Genomic DNA, 14,715 nt, shown 5'->3' on the forward strand with positions numbered 1-14,715 from the left:
AAGGCCAGCGCTATGCGATGGCCGGAAATTATACGCTGCCAGCGGTCACGGGGATGGCAATCACTCGCCAATCGTCACCCACCGCGCGCATTTCGACGATTTTCAGCGCTGGCGCCTCACTCATCTGCGCCAACGGCAGATCGAGCAGCGGCCGAGCCGTTGAACCGAGGAACTTGCCCGCGATAAAAATCTGATACTCATCGACCAACCCCAGCCGCGTGAACGCGCCAGCCAATCGTGGGCCTGCTTCAACCAGCACTTCATTGACGCCACGAGCGGCCAGTTCGTGCATCAGCTTGCGCAAATCAACATGCCCTTCGCTGTTGGCCAACGCCAGCATTTCATGGCCCTGGTCGTGATAACGCTCACGCGCCTCAGCCGCCGCGCAGGTTACGACGAGCGTGTTGCCAGCCTGAAAGAATGGCGCGTCGAGGGGCACGCGCAAGCGCCCGTCGATCAACACCCGCAGCGGCGGCCGGGTGACGGCCAGCGCAGTCAGTTCGGCACCCAGGCCCAACTCATCCGGACGCACCGTCAGGCGCGCACCGTCTGCCAACACCGTGTCGGCGCCAGTCAGCACCACACTTGATTGCGCACGCAAGCGCTGCACCGCTGAACGCGCGGCAGGGCCGGTGATCCATTGGCTTTCGCCGCTGGCCATCGCCGTGCGCCCGTCGAGGCTCATCGCCATTTTGACCCGCACGTAAGGCAGGCCGTGTTCCATGCGTTTCAAGAAACCTTTGTTCAGCACCCGGGCTTCGCCTTCGAGCACGCCGCTCTGCACGGAAATCCCTGCCGCCATCAACCGCAGCAGGCCTTTGCCTGCAACTTCAGGATTAGGGTCCTGCATGGCCGCAACCACGCGCGCGACCCCGGCATTGACCAATGCATCGGCACACGGCGGAGTCCGCCCCTGATGGCTGCAAGGTTCGAGGGTGACGTAAGCGGTGGCGTCGAGGGCCTTGTCGCCCGCCTGTCGCAGCGCATGCACTTCGGCGTGCGGCTCACCGGCGCGAACATGCCAGCCCTCGCCGACGATCTGTCCATCGCGCACGATCACGCAACCCACGCGAGGGTTGGGGTGCGCGGAGTAAATGCCTTTGCGCGCCAATTCCAGTGCGCGCGCCATGTAATGGTGGTCCAGAGCGCTCTGCTCAGTCGATGGCAGGCTCACTCTTTCACCGGTTCGCGGGCCAGACGGTCGATTTCTTCGCGAAACTCATTGAGGTCCTGGAAGCGCCGGTAAACCGAGGCAAAGCGGATATACGCCACTTCGTCGAGCTTCTGCAGCTCAGACATCACCAGTTCACCGACCACCAGCGATTTGACCTCGCGCTCACCGGTCGCCCGCAGTTTGTGCTTGATCCGCGCCAATGCGGCTTCCAGGCGTTCGACGCTGACCGGGCGCTTTTCCAGCGCCCGCTGCATGCCCGCGCGCAGTTTTTCTTCGTCGAAAGGCTGACGACTGCCGTCTTGTTTAATCAGGCGTGGCAGCACCAGTTCGGCGGTTTCGAAGGTGGTGAAACGCTCACCGCAGGCCAGGCATTCGCGACGGCGACGCACTTGCTCGCCCTCGGCGACGAGGCGCGAGTCGATGACCTTGGTGTCGTTGGCACCGCAAAAGGGACAGTGCATGGTGGCAGGCAACAAAAAAAGGGAGGCTCATGGTAGGGCGAGTCGTCATTTATTTCCAGCGCTGCAACTAATTGCGGCGTTCTCCTGGCGCATCCCATTGGCAAGACAATACTCAAGGTTTGCGGTATATAGTCGCGCGGCAGGCGGTGTGAAATTTATACGGCTGGGCAATACTGCACGACGCGCCTCGGTCGCCCCCTGATTTTTTTGTTCTGTTGGAGCTGTTCATGTCGCTACGACCGCTTGTTTTGCTCAGTCTTGTCGGCCTGCTGGTCGCCTGTAGCAGCGAGCCACCCAAACCTGTCGCGGCCAAATCACAACCGACGCAAGTGATTAAAACCGCTGCCAGTCTTGGCCCTTTACTGCCTTATCAACGGGAACTGAGTGGTCAACTGCTCGGCGTACCGGCTGGCGCGGAAGTCGAGCTGGCGCTGCTGTTGATTGATGAGCGCAGCCGCCCGCAACGTTTGCTGGCCAGCACCAAGCTGATCGGCAACAACCAGTCCCTGCCGTTCCAGCTGCGCTTCAACCCGGAATCCTTTCCGGCGGGTGCGCGCGTCGAGTTGCGCGGCCGTGCCAGTCAGTCCGGCCAGTTGACCCTGCACCTGCCCTCGGTGCGTATCAATGAAGCCATCACCCAGGCGATGGGCCCGTTGCAGTTCGTACCGGCGCCATGACCCCTCCGCATGACCTGCAACGGGCGTTGAGCGAACTGCTCGGCGACGCGCAGCTGGTTGCCACTGAGCTGCCGGGCACTGCCTTGAAGCTCTGGCTGATTGATGCCGACAACATGGATCGCGCCTTCAGCCCGGAAGAAACCCGGCGCATTCTTGAAGATCCGCCGTATTGGAGTTTCTGCTGGGCCAGCGGTCTGGCATTGGCCCGTTTTCTCGCCGAACAACCGCAGTGGGTGGCGGGCAAACGCGTTCTTGATTTCGGTTCAGGCTCTGGCGTAGCCGCGATTGCAGCAGTAAAAGCTGGCGCGCTGGAGGTGGTGGCCTGCGACCTGGACCCACTGGCCCTCGCCGCGTGCCAAGCCAATGCCCGGCTGAATGACGTGCAACTGAGCTACTCGGCAGATTTTTTCGCCGAGACCGACCGCTTCGACCTGATCCTGGTCGCCGACGTGCTGTATGACCGCGCCAACCTGCCATTACTGGATCAATTCCTCAGTCGTGGCCGCCAGGCATTAGTGGCCGACTCGCGGGTGCGCGACTTTCAGCACCCCGCTTATCTGCGATTAGCGATGCTTGAAGCCCACACCCTGCCCGACCTGGCCGAGCCTGCGGAGTTTCGTAACGTCAGCCTTTATCACGCGTGCCGCGACCCGGCCTGACGCGCACCGCTTTCGACAAAACGCCGCGACCTTTATAGTTGCCGCCATTGAACGACTTCCGAGACTAGCGATGAGCCAGGACACCCCGTACATCTTCGACGCAACCAGCGCCGACTTCGACCAACTGGTTATCCAGAAGTCATTCCTCACGCCGGTGCTGGTGGATTTTTGGGCTGAATGGTGCGCGCCGTGCAAAGCGATGATGCCGGTCCTCAAGCAAATCACCGAGGGTTACCGGGGTGAGTTGCTGCTGGCCAAGGTCGACTGCGACGCAGAACAGGACATCGTCGCCCGCTTCGGCATCCGCAGCCTACCAACCGTGGTGCTGTTCAAGGACGGCCAGCCGGTAGACGGCTTTTCCGGTGCGCAGCCGGAGTCGGCTATTCGGGCAATCCTGGAACCCCACGTAAACATGCCGCCACCTGCCCCGGCCGACCCGCTCAAACAAGCACAAACGCTGTTCGCTGAAGGCCGGATCGCCGACGCCGAGAGCGTGCTCGTAGCCTTGCTGGGCGAAGACAACACTAATGCGCTGGCGCTGATTCTGTACGCCCGCTGCCTGGCCGAACGCGGCGAACTGGCAGAAGCGCAGAGCGTGCTCGAGGCGGTCAAAGGTGACGCCCATAAAGCCGAGCTCGCTGGCGCACATGCACAACTGACCTTCCTGCGCGAAGCAGCCGACCTGCCCGACGTCGCCGACCTGAAGACCCGCCTGGCGCAGAATCCTCTGGATGATGAAGCCGCTTATCAACTGGCGATCCAGCAACTGTCCCGCCAGCAATACGATGCGGCACTGGATGGCCTGTTAAAGCTCTTCATCCGCAACCGCAACTACGCCGAAGGCCTGGCGCACAAAACCTTGCTTCAGGTGTTCGACCTGCTGGGCAACGATCACCCGCTGGTCACCACTTACCGTCGCAAGCTGTTTGCTGCACTGTATTAACTGACCCAACTATAGAGCGGTGCATCTGTGCCGCTCACAACGTTGACCTCGGCACTGTGACGCATGCGCACCATCAGGCGTTTTCCCGCTGCCGTGCTGCCCGTCAGGCCTTCCAACTGGTTGAGTAAGTCCGGCCCGCTCATTTGCCCGGCCTTGCGCAGTAATTCTTTGGCGATTTGCCAGACCGCGTCGTCTTGATTGACGGGCAACGCAGCCGCCTGCTCAGTCGCAGGTTTCATCGTCTGCAATTGCGCACCCAGCCGGGCCCAGTCGCCCTCATCCAATTCCAAGGTCAAGTCCACGGGCCACTCGCCGATGGTTCCACGGATACGCAGCATGGGTGTTGTTCCTCAATGTGTGGTTCGGTGCGAGCATTCGCACGAAGGTGAATTTACCATCGCATGCAATGTGTCAGCGCCTTAAAATTGTTATAAGATCACATAACATCTTTCCACATCCATGCCATGCCCGGAGATTCTTTATGCGCCGCCTGCTGCTCGCCCTGCCTTTTGCCCTGCTTCCACTGGCCATTGCTCATGCCGCCGAAGAAAAAGAGCATGCCAGTCTCGGCGCTCACGAGCACGGTGTCGCGCAGCTGGATATAGCACTCGACGGCAAGACGCTGGAATTCGAGCTGCGCAGTCCTTCGATGAACATCGTTGGCTTCGAACATCCTGCCAGCACCGATGCAGACAAAGCCAAGGTCGCCGAGGCCCGCGAACTGCTGTTGAAGTCGCAGGCGCTGTTCAATCTGCCATTGGCGGCCAAGTGCGCAGTGATGACACAAAAACTGGAAAGCCCGCTGTTCGGCGACAAACCGGATGCCGACGATCATGATGACGACCATGAAGGCCATGATGATCACGCCAAGGGCGAAGGTGAAGAGCACCACCACGAGCACAGCGAGATCCATGCGCATTACCAATTCATGTGCGACACACCGTCCGCACTGAAGAAGCTCGACCTGACGCAACTCTTCAAGACCTTCCCCGCCACCCATAAAATTCAGGTACAACTGATCGCCCCGAGTGGTCAGCAGGGTGTTGAAGCAACGCCAGAAAACGCCACGCTGAAGTTCTGATAACCCCCGGTGGACACACCTCAAATGACCCAAGCACTTATCGAGTTGTCCGATCTTGGCTTTTCCTGGCCCGGTCACGCACCGTTGTTGGATATCCCTGCATTTCGTCTGGAGCCAGGTGAAACCTTGTTCCTGAAAGGCCCCAGTGGCAGTGGCAAAACCACCTTGCTGGGGCTGTTGGGCGGCGTGCAGAAACCCAACCGAGGCAGCATTCGCCTGCTGGGTCAGGAGCTGACACAACTATCAGCCGGAGGCCGCGACCGTTTCCGGGTCGATCACACCGGGTATATTTTTCAGCAGTTCAACCTGCTGCCGTTCTTGTCAGTGCGTGAAAACGTCGAGTTGCCCTGCCGCTTCTCTAAGCTGCGCACCGCGCGCGCGACCCAGCGCCATGGCAGTGTCGATCAGGCCGCCGCAACGCTGCTCGCGCATTTGGGCTTGAAAGACCCGGCACTCCTGAGTCGCCGCGCAGACTCGTTGTCCATCGGCCAGCAACAACGGGTCGCTGCGGCCCGGGCACTGATTGGCCAACCGGAATTAGTCATCGCCGACGAACCAACGTCCGCACTGGACGCCGATGCCCGCGAGGCGTTTATTCGCCTGCTGTTCGCCGAGTGCCGCGACGCCGGAGCCAGTCTGTTGTTCGTCAGCCATGACCAAAGCCTAGCACCGCTGTTCGACCGTAACCTGTCGCTGTCCGAACTCAATCGCGCCGCCGTCGCCGCAGAGGTCTGAGATGTATTTGTTTCGCCTAGCCATGGCCAGTCTGGCTAACCGCCGATTCACGGCCTTTCTCACTGCATTCGCCATCGCCCTGTCAGTCTGTTTGTTGCTGGCCGTCGAGCGCGTGCGCACTGAAGCACGCGCCAGTTTTGCCAGCACCATCAGTGGCACCGACCTGATCGTCGGCGCCCGGTCTGGCTCGGTCAACCTGCTGCTGTATTCGGTGTTTCGCATCGGCAACGCCACCAACAATATCCGCTGGGACAGCTTCGAGCATTTCGCCAACGACCCTCACGTGAAGTGGGCGATCCCGATTTCCCTCGGTGACTCCCACCGCGGCTATCGTGTCATGGGCACCAACGAGTCCTACTTCGAGCACTACCAGTTCGGCCGCCAGCAACATCTGGAGCTGGCCGACGGTCGTCCGTTTGCCACTGACCCTTTCGAAGTGGTGTTGGGCGCCGAAGTCGCCGACGCCTTGAAGTACAAGCTGGGCGATAAGCTGATACTGGCTCACGGCGTCGCGGTCGTCAGTCTGGTCAAACACGACGACAAGCCGTTCACGGTGGTCGGGATTCTCAAACGCACCGGCACCCCGGTGGACCGCACGCTGCACATCAGCCTCGGCGGCATGGAAGCGATTCATGTCGACTGGCACAACGGCGTACCGGCCCACGGCGCCGGGCGCGTCAGCGCTGATCAGGCACGCAACATGGACCTGACGCCGACAGCGATCACTGCATTCATGCTTGGCCTCAACAGCAAAATCTCGACCTTCGCCGTGCAGCGCGATATCAATGAGTTCCGGGGTGAACCGATGCTGGCGATTCTGCCCGGCGTGGCCCTGCAGGAGCTCTGGAGCCTGATGGGCACCGCCGAAAAAGCGCTGTTCGTGATTTCGCTGTTCGTGGTGCTGACCGGGTTGATCGGGATGCTTACGGCAATCCTGACCAGCCTCAATGAAAGAAGGCGCGAAATGGCGATCCTGCGTTCGGTAGGCGCTCGCCCCTGGCATATCGCAAGCTTGTTGATTCTCGAAGCCTTCGCTCTGGCCTTGACTGGCGTGGTCAGCGGCCTGGTCCTGCTGTACGTTGGAATCGCGGGCGCTCAGGGTTACGTGCAGTCCAATTACGGCCTGTTCTTGCCGCTGTCGCTGCCCACTGAATACGAGTGGACCCTGCTCGGTGGTATCCTCTGCGCCGCGCTGTTGATGGGCACCGTGCCAGCTTGGCGCGCGTACCGCCAATCGTTGGCTGACGGCCTGTCGATTCGTTTATGAGGACATCTATCATGTCGCGCCCACTGCTTGCGCTGTTGCTGCTGATCGCGCCCTTACTGGTCACGACGCCACTCTTGGCTGCGCCGCCAAAGGACTTGACCTGGGCGCAGATGATTCCGCCAGACGCCCCGGTGATCGCCCCACAAACGGCGCCGATCCATAACTTGTCCGGCATGGCCGATGCGTTGTCTGCCGAAGCCGCGCCTGCTGCAAAGCAGCAATCGCCGTCCGCACCCGTGGTCAATTCACTGGACGGTCAACAGATCAGGTTGCCAGGTTATATCGTGCCACTGGAAGTCAGCGAAGAAGGTCGGGCCACCGAGTTTTTGCTGGTGCCCTACTTCGGGGCCTGCATCCACGTACCGCCACCGCCCTCTAATCAGATCGTCCATGTCACCAGTAAGGTCGGCGTAAAACTCGATGAGTTGTATCAGCCTTACTGGATCGAAGGCACGATGAAGGTCGAAGCCTCCACCAGCGAACTGGCCGATGCAGGCTACAAAATGGAGGCCGACAAGATTTACGTCTATGAGTTGCCTGAGTCCTGATATTTTTTTGCCTCATGGCAATTTCATTGCGCTGGGTCAAAAGGACCCATCCATGCACGCCCTATCATTAGCCATCGCCACAACTAATGTCTAATGGAGCAATCATGCACAAGTCACTGCTCAGCGCGTCCCTGTTCGCGCTAGCGCTCAGCGCACCTCTCGTCCACGCCCACGAAGCCGGTGACATCATCGTCCGTGCGGGTGCGGCAAGAGTTTCCCCAGATGACTCTAGCGGAAATCTGAAACTCGACGGTACTAAAATTTCGGGCACGAAAGCGACCGTAGACGGCGATACTCAGCTCGGTCTCGCAGTGGCTTACATGCTCACCAACCACTTCGGCCTTGAGTTGCTGGCGGCTACGCCGTTCAAACACACCGTTGCAGTTAAAGGCCTCGGCGCGCTGGATGGCAAGCTTGCAGACATCAAAGAATTGCCACCGACCTTGTCGTTGCAGTACTACCCGATGGAATCTACATCCAAGTTCCAGCCTTACGCTGGCATCGGCTTGAACTACACCATGTTCTTCGGCTCAGACTTGACCAGCGAACGCAAGGATCAAGGCTTCAGCAACCTGAAACTGAAAAATTCCGTCGGTTTGGCCGGTCAAATTGGCGCGGATTACATGCTGACAGACCACATTATGCTTAACGCCTCGGTCTGGTATATCGATATCAACACCACAGCAACCACAGACCTGGGTGCTAACCGCGTCAAGGTCAATGTTGACGTTGATCCATGGGTTTACATGGTTGGTGTCGGTTACAAGTTCTAACGCGCCCCGAAAGGCACGTATAAAAAAGGCACCTTCGCGGTGCCTTTTTTGCGTCAGCGAATTAACGCCCGAGCAAGCGCGCCAGACCGACGCTGAGTGGCGTTGGCTCAGGGAACTTGAAGCGTTCAAGCAAGCGTCGATTGTTGGCCCGTGAATGGCGGATATCACCGGAGCGCGCCGGCAGGTAGGTGATTGCAGGCAATTCACCCAGCACCTGCGACAAAGCCATCAACAACTGATTCAACGTGGTGGCCTGATTGAGGCCAACGTTGATTGCGCCTGCCTCGACATCCGGCAGTTCCAGCGCCTGCACCAGTATCGACGCCAGATCGCCGACATAGACAAAATCCCGGGTCTGTTCACCGTCGCCGAAAATCGCGATCGGCAGCCCTTTTTCAGCACGTTCGCAAAAAATGCTGATCACCCCGGAATAAGGCGAAGACGGATCCTGACGCGGACCAAAGATATTGAAAAAACGGAACACCACCGGTTCCAGACCATGCTGGCGACGGTAGAAATCCAGGTAGTACTCGCTCGACAGCTTGTCCGCCGCATAGGGCGTCAAGGGTGCCTTGGGCGTGTCTTCGAGAATTGACTCACCTTCGCCATTATTGCCATAAACAGCAGCACTGGAGGCGAACAACACACGTTTGATCCCCGCCTGCCGCATGGCCTCGCAAACGTTCAGGGTGCCGACAAAGTTACTTTGGTGCGTGCGCACCGGGTCGTCCACCGACGCTTGCACCGATGCCACCGCCGCGAGGTGCGCAACAGCCTGGCAGCCTATGGCAGCGCGCGCGACCAATGCCGCATCGGCGACATCGCCTTCGATCAATTCAACGCGCGGATTATCCAGCGGCAGATTACTGCGTTTGCCGGTGGACAGGTCGTCCAGAACACGTACCGCATAACCCTTGTCGAGCAAGGCATCAACCAGGTGCGAGCCAATGAAGCCGGCGCCGCCGGTGACTAAGACAGGTGCATCAACCATGACGATAATAACGGTCCAGTAGGCTTGGCAGACCCGCACGCCAAGCACGAGGCTTGATGCCAAAGGTATGAAGGATTTTCTTGCAGGCCAGCACCCCGTGTTGCGGCTCTTCGCTGGCATCGGGACTCGCGGCGTGAGCCCGCGCGGTTGGAGCTTCGATGGCCAGTGGGTGCAACAACCTCGCTTCGGTCAGGATCGCCTGCCCCAACGCCAGTGGCGTGGTCGCTTCGTGGCCTGCGTAGTGATAGGTGCCCCACAGCGGCGCCGCACAATCGAGTTGTTTGAGCACGGAAATAATTACCCGCGCCGCATCATCGACCGGTGTCGGATTACCGCGACGGTCATCGGCCATCGGTATTTCTTCAGTCAACTCAGCCCGTGCAAGGAAACGTCCGAGCACACCATCCCGGCTGTCATCGAGCAACCAACCGAAACGCAGCAGCACATGTTGCGGGCAGGTCGCGCGCACGCTTTGTTCGATGCGCCACAACGCCTGACCGCGCTGACCCAATGGTATCGGTTCGTCTTTTTCGCTGTAGGCGGTTGCTCGCGAGCCATCGAATACTCGATAGCTGGACGGTTGCAACAGCACGATATTGTGGTGCTGGCACAGTTCGGCAAGGCGCTCGACAGAGCGTTCCTGGACAGCCAAACGTGCCTCGCTCACTGTCTCCGCCTGAAACCAGTCGAAGTAGTAAGCAAGATTGATCAAGGCATCGGGGCGGGTGTCGTCGAGCAGTTGCGTCAGGCTCGCAGCGTCCCAACCGGCTTCCGGTGGACGTGGCGCGAGGAAACCAATGTCTTCCTCGGCACCCAGACGAATCAGCGCCTGCCCGAGGGCATTCCCGCCGCCCAACAGCATAAGGCGCATTCGCATAGAGTCAGCAGGCTCGGTGTCAGAATCAGTTCAAAAAGAGTCAAAAAACGTCTGCAAACATAACACGTTGGAACCTATCCCCCAAGAGGTGCAAGGCCTGCCGGGGTTTGCAGCCGTGCCAGCCCAGACAAGTGATCCCGCAGATCGGGCCAATCCTGCGCCCTCTTGCATCTTGATCACGCCGCCCGCATAAATCACTGATGACTCTTCTCAGCCTTCCGGACCCGGTTCTGGGCGCGTTCCACCCCGCCGTCAGTGCCTGGTTTCACAGCACATTCCCGGCGGTGACGGCCGCGCAGGCGCAGGCGTGGCCGCTGATCAAGGCGCGGCGTTCGACCTTGATCGCCGCGCCCACCGGCTCCGGCAAAACCCTGACCGCCTTCCTTGCGGTACTCGACGATCTGGTGCATCAGGGCCTGAAGCATGGCGGCGAGCTGCCAGACCAGACGTTTGTGGTCTACGTGTCGCCGCTCAAGGCGTTGTCCAATGACATCCAGATCAACCTGCAGAATCCGCTGACCGGCATCACCGAACAATTGGCGCGCATGGGCCTTCCCGAACTGCACATCAGCACTGCCGTACGCACCGGCGATACACATCAAAAAGAACGCACGGCGATGCGCAAGACCGCGCCGCATATTCTGGTGACCACCCCCGAATCCCTGTATGTGTTGCTCGGTTCGGACTCAGGTCGGCGCATGCTCGCCAGCACCCGTACAGTGATCGTCGATGAAATCCACGCAATTGCCTCAAGCAAACGCGGCAGTCATCTGGCGTTGAGCCTGGAGCGATTACAGGCGCTGTGCCCCGAGCCGTTGCTGCGCATCGGTCTGTCCGCCACGCAAAAACCCATCGAACGCGTCTCACGCTTTCTAGTGGGCAGCGATCCAGTCGAACGGCCCTGCGCAATTATCGATATCGGTCACGCCCGCCCACGCGATTTGGGGATCGAGGTGCCACCTGTGCCACTGGGCGCGGTCATGGCCAACGATGTCTAGGAGTTGGTGTACGACCGCCTGGCGCAACTGGCCCGCGAGCATCGGACCACGCTGATTTTCGTCAACACCCGGCGCATGGCCGAGCGCATGGCCCGGCACTTGAGTGAGCGTCTTAGCAAACACGCCGTCGCCGCACACCACGGGAGCATGGCGAAAGAACATCGACTGGACGCCGAACAACGCCTCAAGCGTGGCGACTTGCAGGTGCTGATTGCCACTGCATCGCTGGAGTTGGGCATCGATATCGGTGACGTCGATCTGGTCTGCCAGATTGCATCGCCACGCTCCATCTCGGGGTTCCTGCAACGGGTCGGCCGCTCCGGGCATCAGGTCGGCGGCACGCCAAAAGGCCGCTTGTTCGCCACGTCACGCGACGACTTGATCGAATGCACCGCACTGCTCGATTGCGTGCGGCGTGGCGAACTCGACACCGTGATCATCCCCCACGCGCCACTGGATGTGTTGGCGCAGCAGATCATCGCCGAAGTCAGTTGCCAGGAATGGCAGGAGCAAGCGCTGCTGGACATGATCCGCAAGGCCTCGCCCTACGCCACCCTTGATGACCAACATTATCAGGCGCTGCTGCGCATGCTCGCCGAAGGTTACAGCGGCCGTCAGGGCGTACGCAGTGCCTACCTGCACCGCGACGCGTTGACTCGCACCCTGCGCGGGCGACGTGGCAGCAAACTGACCGCTATCACCAGCGGCGGCACGATTCCGGACAACGCCGATTACAGCGTCATACTGGAACCGCAAGCCCTGAACATTGGCACGGTGAACGAAGACTTTGCCGTGGAAAGCATCGCTGGCGATATCTTCCAGCTGGGCAATACCTCATACCGCATCCTGCGCATTGAAACCGGTCGGGTGCGGGTCGAGGATGCGCAGGGCCAGCCACCGAACATCCCGTTCTGGCTCGGTGAAGCACCGGGGCGCAGTGCCGAGCTGTCGTTTGCCGTGGCGCGCCTGCAAGCGCAGATCGATGAGCTACTCAGCGCCAGCCCCGGCGATCTACAGCCGTGCATCGACTGGCTGATCGGTACCCTCGGACTCGATCTGGCCAGCGCCGGGCAAGTGGTCGATTACCTGGCGCGAGCCCGCCTGGCGTTGGGCGCCTTGCCGTCGCAAGACACCCTGATCATGGAGCGCTTCTTCGATGAGTCGGGAGGCACGCAACTGATCATCCACACGCCGTACGGCAGCCGCGTCAATCGCGCGTGGGGCCTGGCGTTGCGCAAACGCTTTTGCCGCACCTTCAATTTCGAGCTGCAAGCCGCCGCCAGCGAAGACGCTATCGTGCTGTCGCTATCGACCAGCCACAGCTTCGAGCTGGATGAGGTTTGGCGTTATCTGAACGCCAACAGCGCCGAGCATCTGCTGATTCAGGCCGTACTCGATGCGCCATTGTTTGGCGTGCGCTGGCGCTGGAACGCCAGCACCGCGCTGGCCCTGCCGCGCTACGTCGGAGGACACAAGGTCGCGCCGCAAATACAACGGATGAAAAGTGAAGACCTGATCGCGACCGTGTTTCCCGATCAGATCGCGTGCCTGGAGAATGTGGTCGGTGAACGTGAAATCCCCGATCACCCACTGATCGAACAAACCCTCGACGACTGCCTGCACGAGGCCATGGATTGCGAAGGCTGGCTGGCGCTGCTGCGGCGCATGGAACAGGGCCAGGTGCGGTTGATCAGCCTTGACCTCCCCGCGCCCTCGCCCCTCGCGGCGGAAATTCTCAGTGCGCGACCTTACGCCTTTCTTGACGATGCACCCTTGGAGGAGCGCCGCACGCAGGCGGTGCTCAACCGGCGCTGGAGCGACCCGCAATCAACCGATGACTTGGGCGCACTGGACGCTGACGCGATTGTTGCAGTGTGTGAGGAAGCATGGCCGCAGCCGCAAAACATTGATGAGATGCACGAGGCGTTGATGAGCCTGAGTTGCATCAGCGGTGCCGAAGCACGTCAACATCCACACTGGCTGGCGTGGCTGGAAACCCTGGCAACTTCCGGGCGCGCAACACGCCTGCAGGTCAGCCCCGAGCATGCGTTGTGGCTGACACTGGAACGTTTGACGTGCCTGCGCGCGGTTTATCCACAGGCAGAAATGCATCCGTCGTTGCAGGCGCTGCCCGGTTTCGATGACCGCTGGAACGAAGACGAGGCCACGCTGGAAATCGTTCGGGCGCGCCTCGGTGGCTTAGGCCCGTTACCGCTGCATGAGATCGCCGAGCCCCTGGCCTTGCCCATCGCCAACGTGGCACAGGCGCTGGCTCGACTGGAAGGCGAAGGGTACGTGCTGCGCGGACGATTCAGCCCCGGCGCGACCGAGGATCAATGGTGCGAACGCCATCTACTGGCGCGCATTCATCGCTATACCGTCAAACGCTTGCGCCGGGAAATCGAACCGGTGTCGCTACAGGATTTCATGCGCTTTTTATTCGACTGGCAGCACCTGTCCAGCACCACCCGCAGCCAGGGAAAAGCCGCATTGCCCGAGATCGTGAATCAACTCGAAGGCTATTCGGCGGCTGCCAGCACCTGGGACAGTGACATTCTTCCGGCCCGACTCAAGGACTATTCGCTGACCTGGCTCGACGAGTTGTGCCGCTCGGGCAAAGTGGTGTGGACGCGATTGGCGCCGCGCAATAAAGCTGGCGCTGCAGCATTGCGCAGTACGCCTATCGTGCTGCTGCCCCGAAACCAGGTGAATCTGTGGAGTGAGCTGACCGAGCAGCCTTCGCCTGCAGCGTTATCCCTGCGAGCGCAGAAAGTTCACGCAGCATTGGTCAGTCATGGCGCACTGTTCTTCGATGAGCTGCTGCACGAAGCCCATCTACTGCGCACCGAACTGGAAACCGCATTACAGGAGTTAGTCGGTGCCGGGCTGGTGAACGCCGACAGCTTTGCCGGCCTGCGCGCCTTGATCACTCCCGCCAGCAAACGCTCTGCACACACCAGCCGCCGCAACCGTGGCGCGTTTATTGGGGGCATGGACGATGCCGGTCGCTGGGCCTTGCTCCGCCGTTCACCTGCGCCAGCCCCCAGTAACACCCCTAGACCGCAACAGACTGCCGCGCCGACCCTGGAACATATCGCCATGACCCTGCTGCGCCGATACGGCGTGGTGTTCTGGCGCTTGCTGGAGCGCGAGGCCGATTGGTTGCCCAGCTGGCGCGAACTCTTGCGCACCTTCCATCGACTGGAAGCACGTGGCGAGATTCGAGGGGGGCGATTTGTCAGCGGCCTGGCGGGCGAGCAGTTCGCCTTGCCTGAAGCCATTCCGCTGCTACGGGAAATCCGTAAACGCCCGCTCGACGGTAGCCTGATAAGCCTGTGCGGGGCCGACCCACTGAATCTGGTCGGCACGCTGTTACCCGGCAGCAAAGTCCCGACACTGGCCGGTAACCGCCTGATCTACCGCGATGGCATCCCGGCAGCAGCGATCATTTCCGGTAAACCACAGTATTGGTTGGAGCTGGATTCGGTGACGGCGGCACAGATAAGGGATCGGTTGTTGCACTGACCCAAG

The 14,715-nt window shown here is 60.5% G+C and carries 13 protein-coding genes and 1 pseudogene; 9 read left to right on the forward strand and 5 right to left on the reverse strand.

Features of this window, described 5'->3' with window-relative positions:
- Positions 1-28 precede the first annotated feature (28 nt).
- Together ribD and nrdR are read right to left on the reverse strand one after the other, a co-directional pair.
- Complete coding sequence (gene ribD, locus RHM55_RS11985) at positions 29-1,129, reverse strand: bifunctional diaminohydroxyphosphoribosylaminopyrimidine deaminase/5-amino-6-(5-phosphoribosylamino)uracil reductase RibD (RefSeq protein ID WP_322182892.1); 1,101 nt, start codon at positions 1,127-1,129, stop codon at positions 29-31.
- Positions 1,130-1,170: 41 nt separating this feature from the next.
- On the reverse strand, positions 1,171-1,635 hold the full coding sequence (gene nrdR / locus RHM55_RS11990) for a transcriptional regulator NrdR (protein WP_322182286.1): 465 nt from the start codon (positions 1,633-1,635) through the stop codon (positions 1,171-1,173).
- 227 nt (positions 1,636-1,862) lie between these two features.
- Here nrdR and RHM55_RS11995 point away from each other — a divergent pair, with 227 nt between their 5' ends.
- The 3 genes from RHM55_RS11995 to trxA all read left to right on the forward strand — a co-directional run bounded on the left by RHM55_RS11995 (position 1,863) and on the right by trxA (position 3,914).
- Positions 1,863-2,312: a hypothetical protein gene (locus RHM55_RS11995; protein ID WP_322182288.1), complete on the forward strand. Its 450-nt coding sequence runs from the start codon at positions 1,863-1,865 to the stop codon at positions 2,310-2,312.
- Positions 2,309-2,971 carry a class I SAM-dependent methyltransferase gene (locus tag RHM55_RS12000; RefSeq protein ID WP_322182290.1) on the forward strand — a complete coding sequence of 221 codons (663 nt, stop codon included), beginning with the start codon at positions 2,309-2,311 and terminating at the stop codon, positions 2,969-2,971. Before RHM55_RS11995 ends, RHM55_RS12000 begins: the two co-directional genes overlap by 4 nt.
- A gap of 70 nt (positions 2,972-3,041) precedes the next feature.
- Positions 3,042-3,914: a thioredoxin gene (gene trxA, locus RHM55_RS12005; RefSeq protein WP_322182292.1), complete on the forward strand. Its 873-nt coding sequence runs from the start codon at positions 3,042-3,044 to the stop codon at positions 3,912-3,914.
- Here trxA and RHM55_RS12010 read toward each other — a convergent pair.
- On the reverse strand, positions 3,911-4,252 hold the full coding sequence (locus tag RHM55_RS12010) for a hypothetical protein (RefSeq protein WP_322182294.1): 342 nt from the start codon (positions 4,250-4,252) through the stop codon (positions 3,911-3,913). The genes trxA and RHM55_RS12010 overlap by 4 nt on opposite strands.
- Positions 4,253-4,395: 143 nt before the next feature.
- Here RHM55_RS12010 and RHM55_RS12015 point away from each other — a divergent pair, with 143 nt between their 5' ends.
- The 5 genes from RHM55_RS12015 to RHM55_RS12035 all read left to right on the forward strand — a co-directional run bounded on the left by RHM55_RS12015 (position 4,396) and on the right by RHM55_RS12035 (position 8,318).
- Positions 4,396-4,995 (forward strand): DUF2796 domain-containing protein, encoded by a 600-nt coding sequence (locus tag RHM55_RS12015; RefSeq protein WP_322182296.1) that lies wholly within the window; start codon positions 4,396-4,398, stop codon positions 4,993-4,995.
- Positions 4,996-5,019: 24 nt separating this feature from the next.
- A complete protein-coding gene (locus RHM55_RS12020) occupies positions 5,020-5,730 on the forward strand; it encodes an ABC transporter ATP-binding protein (protein WP_322182298.1) in 711 nt (236 codons plus the stop codon).
- 1 nt (position 5,731) lies between these two features.
- Entirely contained in the window at positions 5,732-6,997 is a 1,266-nt protein-coding gene (locus RHM55_RS12025) for an ABC transporter permease (RefSeq protein WP_322182300.1), read from the forward strand.
- 11 nt (positions 6,998-7,008) lie between these two features.
- The gene (locus RHM55_RS12030) at positions 7,009-7,545 is read left to right on the forward strand and encodes a DUF3299 domain-containing protein (protein WP_322182302.1); all 537 of its coding nucleotides are present in this window, start codon (positions 7,009-7,011) and stop codon (positions 7,543-7,545) included.
- A 104-nt stretch (positions 7,546-7,649) separates the two neighbouring features.
- Positions 7,650-8,318 (forward strand): OmpW/AlkL family protein, encoded by a 669-nt coding sequence (locus RHM55_RS12035; RefSeq protein WP_322182304.1) that lies wholly within the window; start codon positions 7,650-7,652, stop codon positions 8,316-8,318.
- A gap of 61 nt (positions 8,319-8,379) precedes the next feature.
- Here the strand turns inward: RHM55_RS12035 and RHM55_RS12040 are convergent, their stop codons facing one another.
- Together RHM55_RS12040 and RHM55_RS12045 are read right to left on the reverse strand one after the other, a co-directional pair.
- Entirely contained in the window at positions 8,380-9,309 is a 930-nt protein-coding gene (locus RHM55_RS12040) for an NAD-dependent epimerase/dehydratase family protein (protein ID WP_322182307.1), read from the reverse strand.
- Positions 9,302-10,186: a sugar nucleotide-binding protein gene (locus tag RHM55_RS12045; protein WP_322182309.1), complete on the reverse strand. Its 885-nt coding sequence runs from the start codon at positions 10,184-10,186 to the stop codon at positions 9,302-9,304. Before RHM55_RS12045 ends, RHM55_RS12040 begins: the two co-directional genes overlap by 8 nt.
- Positions 10,187-10,386: 200 nt before the next feature.
- Between RHM55_RS12045 and RHM55_RS12050 the strand changes: the two are divergent.
- Positions 10,387-14,709, forward strand: a pseudogene (locus tag RHM55_RS12050) (DEAD/DEAH box helicase).
- The last annotated feature ends 6 nt before the right edge of the window (positions 14,710-14,715 follow it).

The organism is Pseudomonas sp. MH9.2, from assembly GCF_034353875.1.
Taxonomy (GTDB): Bacteria; Pseudomonadota; Gammaproteobacteria; order Pseudomonadales; family Pseudomonadaceae; genus Aquipseudomonas.

Coding starts and splice junctions, on each gene's coding strand:
- trxA (WP_322182292.1), top strand. CDS start 3,042: ATGAGCCAGGACACCCCGTACATCTTCGACGCAACCAGCGCCGACTTC.
- RHM55_RS12025 (WP_322182300.1), top strand. CDS start 5,732: ATGTATTTGTTTCGCCTAGCCATGGCCAGTCTGGCTAACCGCCGATTC.
- RHM55_RS12035 (WP_322182304.1), top strand. CDS start 7,650: ATGCACAAGTCACTGCTCAGCGCGTCCCTGTTCGCGCTAGCGCTCAGC.
- RHM55_RS11995 (WP_322182288.1), top strand. CDS start 1,863: ATGTCGCTACGACCGCTTGTTTTGCTCAGTCTTGTCGGCCTGCTGGTC.
- nrdR (WP_322182286.1), bottom strand. CDS start 1,635: ATGCACTGTCCCTTTTGCGGTGCCAACGACACCAAGGTCATCGACTCG.
- RHM55_RS12040 (WP_322182307.1), bottom strand. CDS start 9,309: ATGGTTGATGCACCTGTCTTAGTCACCGGCGGCGCCGGCTTCATTGGC.
- RHM55_RS12010 (WP_322182294.1), bottom strand. CDS start 4,252: ATGCTGCGTATCCGTGGAACCATCGGCGAGTGGCCCGTGGACTTGACC.
- RHM55_RS12030 (WP_322182302.1), top strand. CDS start 7,009: ATGTCGCGCCCACTGCTTGCGCTGTTGCTGCTGATCGCGCCCTTACTG.
- RHM55_RS12015 (WP_322182296.1), top strand. CDS start 4,396: ATGCGCCGCCTGCTGCTCGCCCTGCCTTTTGCCCTGCTTCCACTGGCC.
- RHM55_RS12045 (WP_322182309.1), bottom strand. CDS start 10,186: ATGCGAATGCGCCTTATGCTGTTGGGCGGCGGGAATGCCCTCGGGCAG.
- RHM55_RS12020 (WP_322182298.1), top strand. CDS start 5,020: ATGACCCAAGCACTTATCGAGTTGTCCGATCTTGGCTTTTCCTGGCCC.
- RHM55_RS12000 (WP_322182290.1), top strand. CDS start 2,309: ATGACCCCTCCGCATGACCTGCAACGGGCGTTGAGCGAACTGCTCGGC.
- ribD (WP_322182892.1), bottom strand. CDS start 1,129: ATGGCGCGCGCACTGGAATTGGCGCGCAAAGGCATTTACTCCGCGCAC.